At 61.8% G+C, this 14,891-nt stretch carries 13 protein-coding genes; 10 read left to right on the top strand and 3 right to left on the bottom strand.

What is annotated here, in order from left to right:
- The first annotated feature begins 255 nt into the window (after positions 1-255).
- The 10 genes from EAE28_RS19980 to EAE28_RS19935 all read left to right on the top strand — a co-directional run bounded on the left by EAE28_RS19980 (position 256) and on the right by EAE28_RS19935 (position 12,152).
- The gene (locus EAE28_RS19980; RefSeq protein WP_127109567.1) at positions 256-975 is read left to right on the top strand and encodes a nucleotide-binding protein; all 720 of its coding nucleotides are present in this window, start codon (positions 256-258) and stop codon (positions 973-975) included.
- A 10-nt stretch (positions 976-985) separates the two neighbouring features.
- Positions 986-1,618: a hypothetical protein gene (locus tag EAE28_RS19975; protein WP_127109565.1), complete on the top strand. Its 633-nt coding sequence runs from the start codon at positions 986-988 to the stop codon at positions 1,616-1,618.
- Between the two features lie 161 nt (positions 1,619-1,779).
- The gene (locus EAE28_RS19970; RefSeq protein WP_127109563.1) at positions 1,780-2,019 is read left to right on the top strand and encodes a hypothetical protein; all 240 of its coding nucleotides are present in this window, start codon (positions 1,780-1,782) and stop codon (positions 2,017-2,019) included.
- Between the two features lie 120 nt (positions 2,020-2,139).
- Positions 2,140-3,324, top strand: coding sequence for a Fic family protein (locus EAE28_RS19965; RefSeq protein ID WP_127109561.1), 1,185 nt, complete (start codon positions 2,140-2,142; stop codon positions 3,322-3,324).
- Between the two features lie 113 nt (positions 3,325-3,437).
- A complete protein-coding gene (locus EAE28_RS19960) occupies positions 3,438-3,617 on the top strand; it encodes a hypothetical protein (protein ID WP_127109559.1) in 180 nt (59 codons plus the stop codon).
- Positions 3,618-5,636: a type I restriction-modification system subunit M gene (locus EAE28_RS19955; protein WP_127109557.1), complete on the top strand. Its 2,019-nt coding sequence runs from the start codon at positions 3,618-3,620 to the stop codon at positions 5,634-5,636.
- Positions 5,633-6,871 carry a restriction endonuclease subunit S gene (locus EAE28_RS19950; protein WP_127109555.1) on the top strand — a complete coding sequence of 413 codons (1,239 nt, stop codon included), beginning with the start codon at positions 5,633-5,635 and terminating at the stop codon, positions 6,869-6,871. Before EAE28_RS19955 ends, EAE28_RS19950 begins: the two co-directional genes overlap by 4 nt.
- Before the next feature lie 166 nt (positions 6,872-7,037).
- Complete coding sequence (locus EAE28_RS19945; protein WP_127109553.1) at positions 7,038-7,940, top strand: Abi family protein; 903 nt, start codon at positions 7,038-7,040, stop codon at positions 7,938-7,940.
- Between the two features lie 55 nt (positions 7,941-7,995).
- Positions 7,996-8,922, top strand: coding sequence for a GIY-YIG nuclease family protein (locus EAE28_RS19940; RefSeq protein ID WP_127109551.1), 927 nt, complete (start codon positions 7,996-7,998; stop codon positions 8,920-8,922).
- Entirely contained in the window at positions 8,919-12,152 is a 3,234-nt protein-coding gene (locus EAE28_RS19935; protein ID WP_127109549.1) for a type I restriction endonuclease subunit R, read from the top strand. The genes EAE28_RS19940 and EAE28_RS19935 overlap by 4 nt, the downstream gene beginning before the upstream one ends.
- A gap of 58 nt (positions 12,153-12,210) precedes the next feature.
- Here the strand turns inward: EAE28_RS19935 and EAE28_RS19930 are convergent, their stop codons facing one another.
- The 3 genes from EAE28_RS19930 to EAE28_RS19920 form a co-directional block, all read right to left on the bottom strand.
- Positions 12,211-12,471: a WGR domain-containing protein gene (locus EAE28_RS19930; RefSeq protein ID WP_127109547.1), complete on the bottom strand. Its 261-nt coding sequence runs from the start codon at positions 12,469-12,471 to the stop codon at positions 12,211-12,213.
- Between the two features lie 85 nt (positions 12,472-12,556).
- Positions 12,557-13,489, bottom strand: a complete 933-nt coding sequence (locus EAE28_RS19925; RefSeq protein WP_127109545.1) for a DUF2493 domain-containing protein — start codon at positions 13,487-13,489, stop codon at positions 12,557-12,559.
- Positions 13,490-13,859: 370 nt separating this feature from the next.
- Positions 13,860-14,891: a DUF7146 domain-containing protein gene (locus EAE28_RS19920; RefSeq protein ID WP_127109543.1), complete on the bottom strand. Its 1,032-nt coding sequence runs from the start codon at positions 14,889-14,891 to the stop codon at positions 13,860-13,862.

The following is a 14,891-nucleotide window of genomic DNA, read 5'->3' as shown; positions in this document are numbered from 1 at the left end:
CTGGAGCGCGCTAACCGTCACCTGCATTCCGTCCGCTGTACATCGCCGAGCGCATCCCGACATTTGGAGGGTGTGTCGTGCCCCGCGACGAATGCTGACGGCGCCACTGCAGACGTCGCACGGTCATCGCACAACGCCGCCCGCTGCATGCCAAACGCGGGTCGCATCCCGACTTCTGCTTGACCCCTCCGCAGCATGCGTTTAGCGACACTTTGGCATTATCGTTGCGATTCACTATTTTTGCGGAGGATCAGAATGCCGAACGAAAATCTTGTGGTGATCGCAGCGATGGCCCGGAAAGGAGGCAGTGGAAAAACGACGCTTTCGCGCGCCTTGATCAGCGCCGCGATCGCCGCCGGACGCAGAGTGATGTTGATCGACACGGACAGCACGAGAGTACTCGGGGCATGGCATGCTCGGGCGGAAGCCGGTGGGCTGAGTTCGCCGCTTCTCTGCTCGGCCACCGTCGAAAGCGTGGCGGGTGTCGAGGACCAGATCGATCAGGTCTACATGGCAGGCACAGCAGACTTCATCTTCATCGATACCGCAGGGGTCGGTGCCGAATGGTCAGACGGCATCGCGGTGCTTGCGGACCACATTGTGACGCCCGTCATGCTGTCAACGTCTGATTTCGATGTCGGAGCGCAGACTTCTGATTGGTTTGAGAAACTGAAATCCCGTGTTGATGACCCCTCCAGCCTTCCGCGCCACCACGTCGTCCTCAACATGGTCGACCCGAAAACGACCCGTGCTGACGCCGCCCTGATTGAAGAAGCGCTCACCCGTTTTCCGGTGATTGAGACCGTCATGATGCGACGGAACACTTACAAGGAGATGGACCAGAAGGGGCTTCTCCACGCCTTGGCGCTGGAAAAGCAATCTGATCCAAACCCTCTGATGCGTCCACATGTACGTCATGTCGTCGAGGCTCTTGAGGAGGCGACGGACATCCTCAACAACATTCTTGCTGCGTGAGGACAGTCGATTGCGCAAGAAGATCCCGACCATCACCAGGCCCGACCCAGCCTACGCCGCCACCCTGCAACAGGGTGACCGCGAGATTCCCGGGAAGGTAGATGAGGCACAGGTCACAGCAACAAAGACAGGCACCCCAGCCGCTGACGTTGACGCTGATCGGCTCGAGTCAGAGCCTGTCCCGGAAGATACCGTGGCGCCGCGTCAAGTCACCGCGGAAAGCTCTGACCCGCATACCAGCCTGAGAGCTTCCGTATCGGCGCGCGCTTTGAGCCCGACCCGGAAGATCGACATCAGGGTCAACGCACTCGAACGACATGAAGCAGCGCTGGAGACTTGTGGTGTTGAGCCAGCACATGTGGTGCGTGCCGCCCTGCGCCGTGCAGTCAAAGGCTGGCAACTGTCGCCGGTCTTCGCCCCAGTCGCGGAGGAGCGACGCACTCGAAACACGCAGTGGCAGGCCCGGACATCTCTGGCAGTCGATGCGGCGAGCCTGAGTGTCCTCCTTCGGGACCACGACCCCCTCGACGTCTTGAGTAAATGGGCCCTGATCCGCGGCCAGGTGGAACCACGCATATGGGGCGAGATCGACAAAATCTTGGAAGAAATTGCTGTTCGCGCTGCATCGCCGCATGAACCGTAAGATACCTATCTGAAAAGGTAACTTGCATTTCGCCGGTGGATTTTCGCCCAACGGTAGAAGCTCGCCTTGCAGTTGCGGAAAGCGTGGCGCTAATGAGCGTCATATAGAATTTCAGACCTCAGTGGTGACGAGTTACGAGGTCCATTTAGGAGGAACGCATTATGAACACGAAGCCCCGCCTGACTGGCGAACCCATCATGCGCATCCTCTGCAAGACATCTGAAAATCTGGTTGGCTACCTGTACCAATGGAACAATGGCGACGTGCAGCCTGCCTGGTTCGACCGCGCCATGGCGAACGTTCGCTATGAACCATTCATTCAAGCGCCGGAACAGAACCCAGTCGATCCGAATACCCCCAGACAGCGTCAGCAAGATCTGACGCACCTTGAAAAGGCATAGCTCAAGGCCTCGCGTCGGTTTGTGGGTCACCCCATCCCGCAGGTCCTTTGAGCGATAGAGTTGACTTCTATACCTCAGAAGTGGTCTAGATATGAGTTATAGAAAGGATGTCTATAACTCATGGCTTGGAACTGGACGCTGCCTGATTGGCCGGATTTCCGGTATGACGCCTCCGCTCTGGAGCCGTTTGAGCAGACGTTCCTGCTGTCGTCCGGAGAAATCCTCGGCGCGGTCCATCATGTCAGCCAGCCGGAACGCGAGCAACTCCGCATCGAACTGCTCAGCGAGGAAGCGATGCAGACGAGCGCCATCGAGGGTGAAATCCTCGATCGGCTCAGTGTGCAATCTTCGCTGCGCCGCCATCTGGGCCTCGATCCGGACAGCTACCCTGCCAAACCGCGCGAACAGGGCGTCGCGGAAATGATGGTCGACGTCTATTCCAGTTTTGCAGAGCTGCTAACCCATGAGACACTGTACCGCTGGCATCGGATGCTCCTGTCCCATGACCGTCGGTTGGAAACCATTGGGGCCTACCGACAACACGCCGAGGCGATGCAAATCGTTTCCGGCCGCCTTGACCGGCCCACGATCCATTTCGAAGCGCCGCCCTCGGAGCGGGTCATGCCTGAGATGGAGCGATACGCGGATTGGTTCAACAAGACCGGTCCGGGGGGAGCAGAGCCGCTTCCAGCACTGACGCGCGCAGGGCTAAGCCACCTCTATTTCGAGAGTATCCACCCATTCGAAGACGGCAACGGCCGCTTGGGTCGCGCCCTCGCTGAAAAGTCTCTGGCGCAGAACATTGGCCAGCCGACCCTCATCTCGCTTGCCTTCACCATCGAGAAGGAGCGCAAGGCTTACTACGACCAGCTCCAGCACCATCAAAAAACGCTCGACGTGACCGATTGGCTCGTCTGGTTCGCAGCAGTTGTCTTGAAGGCCCAACAGACAACACTCGACCGCGTCGGCTTCTTCATCAGCAAGGCACACTTCTACGATCGTCACAGAGACCAGTTGAACGAACGCCAGGCCAAGGCCATCGCTCGAATGTTTCGGGAAGGCCCTTGCGGTTTCAAAGGCGGCCTCAGCGCCGACAACTATCTCAAGATCACCGGAACTTCACGCGCAACCGCAACCCGCGATCTGCAGGATCTAGTCGAGAAAGGTGCGCTCAGCCGAACCGGTGAGCGACGCCATACGAGGTACTGGCTAATACTCTCAGAAACAACGACATCGCAGCTGACGGCGAAACCCGAAAGAACACAGATCGAGCTGAACAAGGCACCGGATCTGAAGGCCCCTTAAAGCATCCGCTTGCCAACTGTGGATCAGGTTGAAAAGGGGCCGTCCAAGCAAATGTGATTGAATTCTTTAATGGAAGAATGGAAGATAAGTCATTATCCGCGAGGAGATGCCCGATGGGTGATGATGCCGCGAAGCTTTCGAACCTAAATTTGAAGATCACCGAGGATGAGCGGTGGGCCTTCAAGGAGCTCTGTGTCCGGCACCGGATGAGTCAGGTCGACGGCTTCCGTTTGGCAGCACGATTATTGGAACAGCACCTTGAGACGAAAACGAATAACAGTGAAGGCGCATAGATGAACACCCAGACGACGAACACCTCTCTCGCCGATTTCATCTGGAAGAACGCCGACGACCTCTGGGGGAACTTCAAACACGTCGATTTCGGTAAGGTAATCCTGCCCTTCACCCTGTTGCGCCGCCTGGAATGCGTGCTGGAACCGACTCGGGACCAGGTGCGCGAAACCGTTAAGACCATGAAGGAGAGCCCGATTGACTTGGGCGTGATCCTCCGGACCCAGACCGGTTACCCGTTCTACAACACCTCGAACTACGACCTGCGCAGCCTCGGCGCGACCCGGACCCGCCAGAACCTCGAGGATTACATCGCCTCCTTCTCCGACAACGCCCGGGTCATCTTCGAACAGTTCGATTTCGCGAACACGCTGGCCCGAATGGACAAGGCCGGGGTCCTCTATAAGATCTGTCAAAACTTCGCCGCCATCGACCTGCACCCGGACGCGGTTCCGGAACGCGTCATGTCGAACGTCTATGAGCACCTGATCCGCCGCTTCGGCGCAGAGGTGAACGAGGCGGCCGAGGACTTCATGACCCCGCGCGACGTGGTCCACCTAGCCATCGAGCTGCTGCTGGACCCGGACGACCAGATGTTCATCGACAACCCAGGGCTCATCCGGACGCTCTATGACCCGACCTGCGGCACCGGCGGCTTCCTGTCGGATGGGATGGAGCATGTAAACGCCCTGCGCGACCGCTACTCCATCGCCCCGGTCATCGTGCCCTACGGGCAGGAGCAGGAACCGGAGACCCACGCCGTCTGCCTCGCCTCGATGCTCCTCAAGACCGTCGAGTCCGATCCCGGCCGCGACCTGTCGAAGAACATCAAGCTCGGCAGCACCCTGTCCGACGACAAGCTCGCGAACGAGCGGTTCCATTACTGCGTCTCGAATCCCCCTTTCGGCAAGAAGTGGGAGATGGATCAGGCCGCCGTGGTCCGGGAACATCAGGAGAAGGGGTTCGAGGGCCGGTTCGGCCCCAAGCTGCCGCGCGTCAGCGACGGGTCGATGCTGTTCCTCCTCCACCTCCTCAGCAAGCTGGAGGCGCCGGAGCGCGGCGGCGGGCGGGCGGCGATCGTCCTGTCCGGCTCGCCCCTCTTCAACGGGAACGCGGGGCAAGGGGAATCCGAAATCCGGCGCTACCTGCTGGAGGAGGATGTGGTCGAGGCCATCATCGCGCTTCCGACCGAGATCTTCTTTCGCACCGGGATCGGCACCTACATCTGGCTTATGTCCAACAAGAAGCCCGCCCACCGAAAGGGGAAGGTCCAGTTGATCGACGCGACCGCGCTGTTCGAGCCCATGCGCAAGAGCGAGGGGAACAAGCGCCGCCGGGTCGGGAACGACCAGATCCGGCAGATTGTCCAGATGTATGCCGACTTCGCCGAGACGAAGGAGAGCCGGATCTTCGACAGCCGCGACTTCGGCTATCGCCGGGTCAAGGTCCTGCGCCCGCTGCGCAAGAAGATCGTGACCTCGCCTGAGGGACTTGCGGCGCTGGCGGATGAAACCGCATGGGGTAAGCTCGCCCCCGAAGTGCAGAGCGGCTGGACCAAGCTGTTCGAGGCGGACATGGGCGAGGCGCATGGCTCGCACTGGTTCGAGGCTTGGGTCAAGAACGCGGCCAAGCGCGATGCGGGTCTGGGCAAGGTGAACGCCGCCCTAGTCAAAGCGTTCCAGAAATCCTTCGGCGTGCGGGACCCGGACCTCGAACCGATCCTCGACAAGAAGGGCGAGGTCATCCCCGATGACGACCTGACGGATTTCGAGAACATCCCCCTCGGCACCGACATCCGGGACTACATGGCGCAGGAGGTGCTGCCCCATGCGCCCGACGCCTATGTGGATGAGACGTTCCGCGACGAGTACGACGGCCAAGTCGGCGTCGTGGGGTATGAGATCAACTTCAATCGCTACTTCTATGAATACCAGCCGCCCCGCGATCTGGAGGAGATCGACGCCGAGCTGAAGGCGGTCGAGGCGGAAATCGCGGCGGTGCTGGCGGAGGTGACGGAATGAGCCGCCTGAAGTTCTCGGTGGCCCTTTCCCCGTCAGCGAAGATACGGCGCCTCCGAGCAGACGATCCTGTTTCTTTCATCCCCATGGACGCCATCAAGGACGGTCTGGGTGGGGTCGATGGTTCAAGGGCTGAACCCCTGAGCGTCATGACAGCTGGGAGCTACAACTTCGTTGCTAACGATGATGTTCTTCTCGCGAAAGTCACACCCTGTTTCGAGAATGGGAAGAAAGGAAGAGCGGAAGGGCTGATAAACGGCGTCGGGTTTGCAACCTCTGAGGTCTACGTTCTGCGACCTGACGCTTCCCGGATCGACCCGGACTTCTTGCTCTATCTCCTCAGCTCGGAAGACTTTCGGTTCGAAGGGATACGGAGCATGACCGGCGCAGGCGGCCTCAAGCGCGTGAGTGCCGAGGCGGTCCGCAACTATCACGTGAATATTTCCAGTCCCGAAGATCAGGTCGCCATCGCCCGCTTCCTCGACCGCGAAACCGGCATGATTGACGGCCTGATCGAGAAGAAGACCCGGTTCATCGCGCTGCTGAAGGAAAAGGAGAAGGCGGCCATATCCCGCCTCGTTCGCCGTGGTCTCGACCGGAACGCGCCCACCATTGACAGTGGAGTGGATTGGCGAGGACGGGTTCCGGCACATTGGGTGCGGGGCCGGATGAAGGATCACTTCAGGCAGGAGAAACGGCAGGGGTATGAGGACCTAACTGTCCTTTCGGTTTATCGCGAGTTCGGCGTGATCGAGAAATCATCCCGCGATGACAACATTAACAAAACGCCCGAAGACCTGTCCAAATACCAGTTGGTCAACCCGAATGATCTTGTCATCAACAAGATGAAGGCTTGGCAGGGGTCAATGGGTATCGCCCCCATGAAAGGGATTACCAGTCCGGACTATGTTGTCATGCGTCCCATCGGAGAACACGACCCCCGGTACATGCATCACTACCTGCGGGCGCAACCTATGCCGTGGGTCTATCGCCTCATTTCAAACGGCATCCGGACCGACCAGTGGCGCATGGAGCCCGAAAAATTTCTGGGACTTCCTGTTTACATGCCGCCGATTGAGGAGCAGAGGCTCATCGCTGAACGGATCGACGTCGAGCTTGAGCGCATCCGGGGCCTGATCGCCCAGACCGAGCGCAGCATAGACCTCCTGCGCGAAAAACGCGCGGCGCTGATCACCGCCGCTGTCACCGGCAAGATCGACGTGAGGGTGGCGGCATGATTTTTGGCGCGGACCGGCCGGTTTCTTATTGCTTTGGTAGGATTCCTGCCCTATTTAATGTGTCAACAAGACCCGCCACGCCTCGGACGGAACCTCGGTTTCGCACTGCGCACCCCGGCGGGTTACTTGTTTTCAGGGTATCGCTTTCGCGGCACAGGAGTGCCGCATGAAGTTCGAAAAACCCGCCGTCTCCGTCCCGGATCAGGTCGAACTGCTGAAACGTCGCGGCATGACTGTCGGTGATGAAGCCCAGGCACAGCACTACCTGAACTTCATCTCCTACTACAGGCTGCGGGCCTATTGGCTGCCCTTCGAGGTGCCCGCCGCGAACAATGGCGATCACGCCTTCCGCGACGGGACAACCTTCGAGGATGTGCTGACGCTCTACATCTTCGACCTCGAACTGCGGCTGCTGGTTCTGGACGCCATCGAGCGGGTCGAGGTGGCCTTGCGCGCGCAATGGGCGCATCACATGGCGATGACCTATGGGCCCCATGGCTATCTCGAACAGGGCCACTATGCCCATATCGGGCGTCATGCGTCCGCCGTTGCCGAGTTGAACAAGGAATTCAGCCGCTCGCGCGACACGTTCGCGACCCACTATCGCGACAAATACACCTCGCCCAAGCTGCCGCCGGTCTGGATGGCGGCAGAGGTCATGTCCTTCGGGTTGCTGTCGAAATTCTATAGCGACCTGAAACTGCGAAGCGATAGAAACGCGATCGCGTCCCCCTTCGCGCTAGACGAAAAGGTGGTCACGTCTTTCGCCCATCATATCAGCCATGTGCGCAACATATGCGCCCACCATGGCAGGCTGTGGAACAAGCGCTTCACGGTGAAAATGACCACACCAAGATTTCCTGCGAAGCTGCCCGTTGCAATACGAGATGCCGATCCGCGCTATCTGCACAACACTCTGGTGACGCTTGATTATCTTTTGGCCCTGATCGCGCCGGGCAATGAATGGAAACAGCGCCTTGTTGCGCTGATCGACGGCTGCACGTTGGCCGATCCTGCCAGCATGGGCTTTCCAGCGGATTGGCGCACAAGAGCGGTGTGGAAGGTATGAGGATGCCGGTTTCTGCCCAAACGAAGCTGGCAAGACTTGTGAAAGAGGTACCCGCATGACCACAGGCGAACCCTTCGGGCGGACCATCCAGCTTTTCCTGGTCGACGGGAAGCCCACGGGCCTGCGCAAGGCGACGATCCACGGCTGGACCGGTCTGTTGTTTGTCAGCGGCGCCTCGGCCTTCGGCGACCTGACCGCCCGGTCCGAGGTGGACCGGACCGGCGTCTATATCCTGTCCGGCCCGGACCCGGACAAGCCCGGCGTGACCCGGGTCTATATCGGGTCAGGCAACTCAGTGTCCGAAAGGATCGAACAGAGCGCGAAGAAGCGCGACTTCTGGGAAACCGCCATCACCGTCACGACCAGCGACGACGACCTGTCCAAGGGGCACGCCGAATACCTCGAGGCCCGGCTGATCCGGGTTACCACGCAGGCGGGCCGGGTGACGCTTGACAACGGCACCCAGCCCGACACCGGCCGACGCCGCCTGCCTGAGGCGGATGTAGCGAACATGGAACAGTTCCTCGCGAACCTGCGGATTATCCTGCCGGTCATCGGGCTCGACATGCTGAAACCTCAGCCGCGCGCCGTGACGCAGGTCGCGAAACCCGCTGATGATAGGACCGTCGAAGAGGTCCATTTCGAGATCCGTCACAAGAGCGGCGTCCAGGCGACTGCCGTCGAAGAGGACGGTGAGTTCGTTGTTTTAGAAGGCTCCGAGGCCCTGATCGGGACCGGTTATGTCCAGCAGAGCTATGGCGGCCTTAAGGACAAGATGATCGCCGAGGGCGCGTTGGTCCCTCACGCGGAGGACCGGATGCGCTTCGCCAAACCCTGGCCGTTCAGCAGCCCGTCGGCCGCCGCGGCGGTGGTGCTGGACCGGAACAGCAACGGGCGGCTGGAATGGAAGGTTCGGGGATCGAAATTGAATTATCACGAGTGGCAGCAGGCGCAGGCCGGTGGATCGGAGGTGACGGAATGAGCGACCTGCATCACGAGAAGCACCTCGAGTCCTACATCGTCCAGAAGCTCGCCGCGTCGGGCTGGCTGGTTGGGTCGACCGACGCCTACGACGCGGACCGTGCCATGTACCCGGAGGATCTGGAAGCTTGGCTACGGGCCACCCAGCCGCAGAAATGGGACCGCCTACAAGCGATGAATGGCGACAAAACCCTGACGGTCGTCATGGACCGGCTAGAGACGGCGCTGGAGAAACAGGGGATGGTCCAGACGCTGCGCCGGGGCTTTTCGATCGCCGGTGCCGGCCGCCTCGACCTGTCCGAGGCGGCCCCGGAGGACCAGCGTAACGATGCGGTCCTGCACCGCTACGCATCGAACCGGCTGCGGGTCGTGCCGCAGCTGAAATATCACCCGAGCCGCGAGCTCGCCATCGACCTCGGCCTGTTCCTGAACGGCCTGCCGCTGGCCACGGTCGAGCTGAAGACGGACTTCACCCAGTCGGTCGAACACGCGAAGGCCCAGTACCGGACAGACCGCCACCCGGCCGATCCGATCACGAAACGCACGCACTCGCTCCTGACGCAGCATCGGGGCGCCGTGGTTCATTTCGCGATGTCGGACAGCGAGATCTGGATGACCACCAAGCTCGCGGGCGAGGACACCTTCTTCCTGCCCTTCAACAAGGGGGATAACGGCCGGGCCGGCAACCCGGCGCGGGCCGACGGGGAATACCCGGTCGCCTATTTCTGGGAGGAGATCTGTCAGCCAGACGCGTTCCTGCGGATCTTCCACAGCTTTGTCTATGCCGAGAAGAAGAACGTGGTCGACCTGAAGGGGAACTGGTCGGTCAAGGAGACCCTGATCTTCCCCCGGTTCCACCAGTTCGACGCGGTCAACAAGATGATCGGCGACGCGAAGGCGAAGGGCCCGGGGCACCCCTACCTGTGCGAGCACAGCGCCGGGTCCGGAAAGACCTCGACCATCGCCTGGACGGCGCATGACCTTGTGAAGCTGCGCCGGGACGACGGGACGCCGATCTTCGACACGGTGATCATCGTGACAGACCGGAACGTCCTGGACGGGCAGCTGCAGGATGCGGTCCAGCAGATCGACCACCAGAAGGGGCTGATCGCGGCGATCGACCGGGAGACCTCGTCGAAGTCGAAGAGCGAGCAGCTGAGCGAGGCGATGCTGAAGGGCACCCCGATCATCGTGGTGACCATCCAGACCTTCCCCTTCGCCATGGAGGCGATCCTGACGGAGACGTCCCTGCGGGACCGGAACTTCGCAGTGATCATCGACGAGGCGCATAATTCCCAGACCGGAAACACGGCCTCGAAGCTACAGGCGACGCTGGCCCTGTCGGCCAAGCAGGATATGTCGGAGATGACGGTCGAGGACATCCTTCTGGAGGTCCAGCGGTCCCGGAAGCGACCGGCGAACGTGTCCCATTTCGCCTTCACCGCGACCCCAAAACACTCGACCATGATGCTGTTCGGACGGCCGACGGACCCGACGAGGCCCGCGTCGGACGACAACCTCCCAGTCTCGTTCCACAAATACGAGATGCGGCAGGCGATCGAGGAGAAGTTCATTCTCGACGTGCTGCGGGGCTACGTGCCGTACAAGACCGCGTTCAACCTCGGTCAGGAGATCGTCGAGGAAAAACGGGTCGACGGGAAGGCGGCCAAGCGGGCCCTGGCGAAATGGATGACCCTCCATCCGACGAATGTCACCCAGAAGGTCCGCTTCATCATCGAGCACTTCTCGAAGAACGTGGCCCACCTGCTTGACGGGAAGGCGAAGGCAATGGTGGTCACCAGTTCCCGGGCCTCTGCGGTCCGGTACAAGCGGGCCTTCGACGCCTTCATCGCCGCGAACCCGGAATACGGCAACATCCGCGCCCTCGTCGCCTTCTCGGGCAAACTGACCGGGCGCGAGGTGATGCACCCGAACGACGAACTGCTGCAGGGGGACGCGTTCGTCGTTGAGGAGGACGCGGAGTTCACCGAGGTGAACATGAACCCGGACGCCGGCGGCAAGGACCTGCGCCACGTTTTCGACCGGCCGGAATACCGGGTCATGCTGGTGGCGAACAAGTTTCAGACCGGGTTCGACCAACCGAAGCTGGTCGCGATGTATGTGGACAAGAAGATCGCGAACGCGGTCGAGATCGTTCAGACCTTCTCCCGCCTGAACCGGACCTTCCCTGGGAAGGGCCAGACCTTCATCATTGACTTCATCAACGACCCGGACGTGGTCCGGGCCGCCTTCGCCCAGTATGACCGGGGCGCCCAGATCGAGGAGGTGCAGGACCTCAACGTCATCTATGACCTGAAGGAGTTCCTCGACGATCAGGGGGTCTATGACGAGACCCACGTCCTCGATTTCCAGAAGGCCCGGTTCCGGACCGCTGCGGCCGCCGCCAGCGGCGCGAATGACGAGGCGGCGCATAAGGCGATGTACGCCGCGACGCAGCAGCCGACCGACGCCTATAACCACCGGCTCACAGAGCTTCGAAACCGGGCCACAGAGGCCGAGGACGCCTGGCAGAAGGCGAAAGCGGTCGGGAACGAGGACGGGATGAAGCGCGCCGATCACGCGCGCGAACAGGTCGAGACGGCGATCGTGTCGCTGACGGATTTCAAGGCAGGCCTGTCGCGGTTCGGCCGCCTTTACGCCTATGTCGCTCAGCTGATCGATCTCGGTGACCCGGACCTTGAGGTCTTCGCCGCCTTCTCGAAGCTGCTGGCGAACCGTTTGGACGGGGTGCCCGCGTCCGAGATCGACCTGCACGGGATCGCGTTGACCGGCTATGACATCGTGGAGCGAGAGGAGCCTAGCAACGGCGAGGATGAGGAGCCCCCCACCCTCGACCCCATAAAGGGCGGCGGCGGCGGTGGACGGCCCGGTGCCCTACCGGTCTACATGCAGGAGCTGATCGAGCGCCTGAACAGCCTCTTCGGAGAGGCGACCCCGCTCGAGGACCAGGTCGCTTTCGTGAACCAGGTCGCCGCAATTACCCGCCAGAACCCGGTTGTGATGGCCCAGATCGACAAGAACAGTAAGGATCAAGCGATGAAGGGGAACCTCCCCGGCGCGGTGCAGGCGGCAGTGGTCCGGGCCATGTCCTCGCATAGCGCGCTCGCCACGCTTCTTCTTAGCAAGGATCGGCAGGCACTGCCGATCCTTGAAGGGGTGATCTACGAGATCCTGAAGCGGGGCGAGGCGTTGGACCTCACTCCTGATTGATCCAGCAGAACTCTTGATGCGATGAAAAAGTGGGGGAAATGGCTGCGTCCAATAGCGTTCACTGAACGTACCCGCGACGCTTCTTCACCGCTGCCAGCTTCATCAACGCGGTGATGGCCTTGCCTTCATCCGGGTGGGTCTCGACCATCATCTGCCCACGGAAACCAATTCGTCCCCATTCGCGCACGAGGCTTGCGCGTCCGAATAGGTCGCGTTGCACACTCATTCGATAGAAGCGACGCATGTTGCGCGCCGGATCAATCCGGCGCATCTGCACGTCAGTCGGGAAGACATCGAGCTGGATCGGGCTATGGTACATGTAGTGATCGACTGAGGTTTTCTACACAATATCAGGTGGAAGCCTGCGCTTCCACCTCGATTTCCTCGCAAGGGGAAAAGGGGGCTTACGCCCCCTTCTCGAACTTCATGACCGGGATGCCCAGCTTCTTGGCCTTGTCGGCGAGGTTTTCCTGGATGCCATTGCCGGGGAACACCAGAACACCCACGGGTAGCACCTCCAGCATCGCGTCGTTGCGCTTGAAAGGCGCGGCCTTGGCGTGCTTGGTCCAGTCAGGCTTGAAGGCGACCTGCGTCACGCCCCGGGCCTCGGCCCATTTGGCGGCGATGAGTTCTGCGCCCTTCGGGCTTCCCCCGTGGAGAAGGACCATGTCGGGATACTTGGTCCGGACCTGATCGAGCTTGCCCCAGATCAGGCGGTGATCGTTGAAGTCGGTCCCACCGGTGAGGGCGACCTTGGGGCCTGCTGGCAGCATCACTTCGGTTTCTGCGCGGCGCTTCGCGGCCAGGAAATCGCGGCTGTCGATGAGCGCCGCGGTCATGTGCTGGCGGTTCACCATCGAGCCCGTGCGGGGGCGCCAGGTCGATCCCGTGTGATGGACGAACTCGGTGGCGGCGTGATCGCGCATCATGTCCATGCAGTTCCGCCGTTCGATCAGTGTCAGACCTTCGGCCGTCAAGCGCTCAAGCTCGGTGGATTTCACCTCGGAGCCGTCCTGCTCGCGCTGAAGGCGGCGCTGCGCCTGCTCGTTCTCGTCGAGCGACCGCTCAATCCTCGCCGTGGCGCGGTGGAAGAGGTTGACCTGGCCCCAGAGCACCTCTTCGAGGTCGGGTTCCATGCGGGTGTCTTCAAGGCTCGCGACGAGGGCATCGAAGATGTCGGCGACGGCGACCGCAAGGCGCTGCCCATCGGGCATCGGGCGCGGATCGGGCTCGTCAAAGGGGCGGTAGCCGTAAAGCTGCAACTCGTCGAGCGCATGGGCGGTCTGGGATGCGGTGTGGGCGGGTTCATACGCGTCGTCGTGGGTATGGATCGTCATCGGTTCTTGCCTCCGGGCCTTTCTCGTCCGCGCGTCATCCCGCGCGGCCTTCATGGGCTGCGAAAGCCGTCACGGGGGGCGCCCCTTCACCCCGCCTTCGGGGCCGGAACGCATGTGGAGGAGGACGGGGGGCGGCTGATTTGTCTCGCGATGCAAAGGCGGGGCTCGTCCCCGCCGGCGGAAATCAGTCGCCCCCCGTCCTTGAAGGGGCGGCCCCTTTGACGGCCGCCTGCCCATCTCTTGAAGGCCGCTCGGGGGACGGGTGGATGAGATTGCCCGGGATGAGGCGAAGGTGATGATCTGCACCCGCGACAGCAGTCCATGCCCCCTACCCCCCCTCTGCCCCTGACCGCCCCCTGCGCGATGCTGCTCAGCCTGACAGGCGCTGCCGATCCTCAAGCCCGATCTGCCCTGCCAGATGCTGGCGCAGCGCCTCTTTGCCGGTCGCCCGGAGATCATCGTTGAAATCCCCGAGTTGTGGCTCGAGCACATGGCACCCAATCCCGACCTCTGTGGCTCTGGCGCTCAACCTCTCTGCCGCGCGTTGGCCGGCAGGATCGCGGTCGATGGCGATGTAGAGGCGCTGAAGCCCCTCCGGCAGCAGGACCGCCCCGAGGTGACCCGACGAGAGCGCCGCCCAGACGGGAAGGCCGGGGGCCGCCTCGGACAGGGACAGCATGGTCTCGATGCCCTCGCCGATAACGAGGATGTCGTCATACGGGGTCAGCCTGACGGCATTGCCGAGGAGGTGACCCATGGCACGCCGCTGCGTCTCGACAGCCGCCTTCCCCTGTCCGTCAGGTGCCAGCCAGGTTCGATGCACGCCCTGCATGGCCCCTGCCCCATCGGTGACCGCGGCGATCAGCGCCGGTCTGGGGATGCTGCTGGTCTGGCCCTCATCCCGATGCCAGCACTTCGGATGGAAGCGCAGCGCACTCGTCATGCCGCCTTGGGTCAGGCCCCGGGCGCGAAGGTAGGTATCAGCAAGCGTGCCTGCGACTGGCATAGAGGCTGCAAACAATCGCGCCGCCGCCGCTGGCGTGCCGCCGGGGGCCTGGGCCTTCTTCGGCACTGGCCTATCCGGGAGGACCGGCTGGGGACGGCCAAGATGCGCCCGGGCCTCGGCCAGAAGATCGGGAAAGCGCGAGATCCCGGTTCGCTCGCGGATGATGTCGAGGAGATCGCCATGCAGTCCGACAGCCGCGTCCTGCCATTTGCCACGGGCTCCCGGTCCTGATGTGGGTCCAGTCAGCCGCACGAAGAGCGACCGGCCGGGGTTGTTCTGCAAATCGCCGACGATCCAGTAGGACCCTTCCCGCCGTCCGGCGGGAAGGTAGGCGCGACACACGCTCTCTGCGTTCTCCGCCAGAGCGCGGATCACATCTTCAGTCTCGGAATACAT

This window comes from Pararhodobacter zhoushanensis, assembly GCF_003990445.1.
Lineage (GTDB): Bacteria > Pseudomonadota > Alphaproteobacteria > Rhodobacterales > Rhodobacteraceae > Pararhodobacter > Pararhodobacter zhoushanensis.
The sequence above is the reverse complement of the archived record's forward strand: the minus strand, read 5'-3'. Positions and strand labels throughout refer to the sequence as shown.

What these genes read in the sequence shown, in the direction of transcription:
- EAE28_RS19980 (WP_127109567.1), top strand. Translation starts at nt 256, where the DNA reads ATGCCGAACGAAAATCTTGTGGTGATCGCAGCGATGGCCCGGAAAGGA.
- EAE28_RS19970 (WP_127109563.1), top strand. Translation starts at nt 1,780, where the DNA reads ATGAACACGAAGCCCCGCCTGACTGGCGAACCCATCATGCGCATCCTC.
- EAE28_RS19965 (WP_127109561.1), top strand. Translation starts at nt 2,140, where the DNA reads ATGGCTTGGAACTGGACGCTGCCTGATTGGCCGGATTTCCGGTATGAC.
- EAE28_RS19960 (WP_127109559.1), top strand. Translation starts at nt 3,438, where the DNA reads ATGGGTGATGATGCCGCGAAGCTTTCGAACCTAAATTTGAAGATCACC.
- EAE28_RS19955 (WP_127109557.1), top strand. Translation starts at nt 3,618, where the DNA reads ATGAACACCCAGACGACGAACACCTCTCTCGCCGATTTCATCTGGAAG.
- EAE28_RS19950 (WP_127109555.1), top strand. Translation starts at nt 5,633, where the DNA reads ATGAGCCGCCTGAAGTTCTCGGTGGCCCTTTCCCCGTCAGCGAAGATA.
- EAE28_RS19945 (WP_127109553.1), top strand. Translation starts at nt 7,038, where the DNA reads ATGAAGTTCGAAAAACCCGCCGTCTCCGTCCCGGATCAGGTCGAACTG.
- EAE28_RS19940 (WP_127109551.1), top strand. Translation starts at nt 7,996, where the DNA reads ATGACCACAGGCGAACCCTTCGGGCGGACCATCCAGCTTTTCCTGGTC.
- EAE28_RS19935 (WP_127109549.1), top strand. Translation starts at nt 8,919, where the DNA reads ATGAGCGACCTGCATCACGAGAAGCACCTCGAGTCCTACATCGTCCAG.
- EAE28_RS19930 (WP_127109547.1), bottom strand. Translation starts at nt 12,471, where the DNA reads ATGTACCATAGCCCGATCCAGCTCGATGTCTTCCCGACTGACGTGCAG.
- EAE28_RS19925 (WP_127109545.1), bottom strand. Translation starts at nt 13,489, where the DNA reads ATGACGATCCATACCCACGACGACGCGTATGAACCCGCCCACACCGCA.
- EAE28_RS19920 (WP_127109543.1), bottom strand. Translation starts at nt 14,891, where the DNA reads ATGTATTCCGAGACTGAAGATGTGATCCGCGCTCTGGCGGAGAACGCA.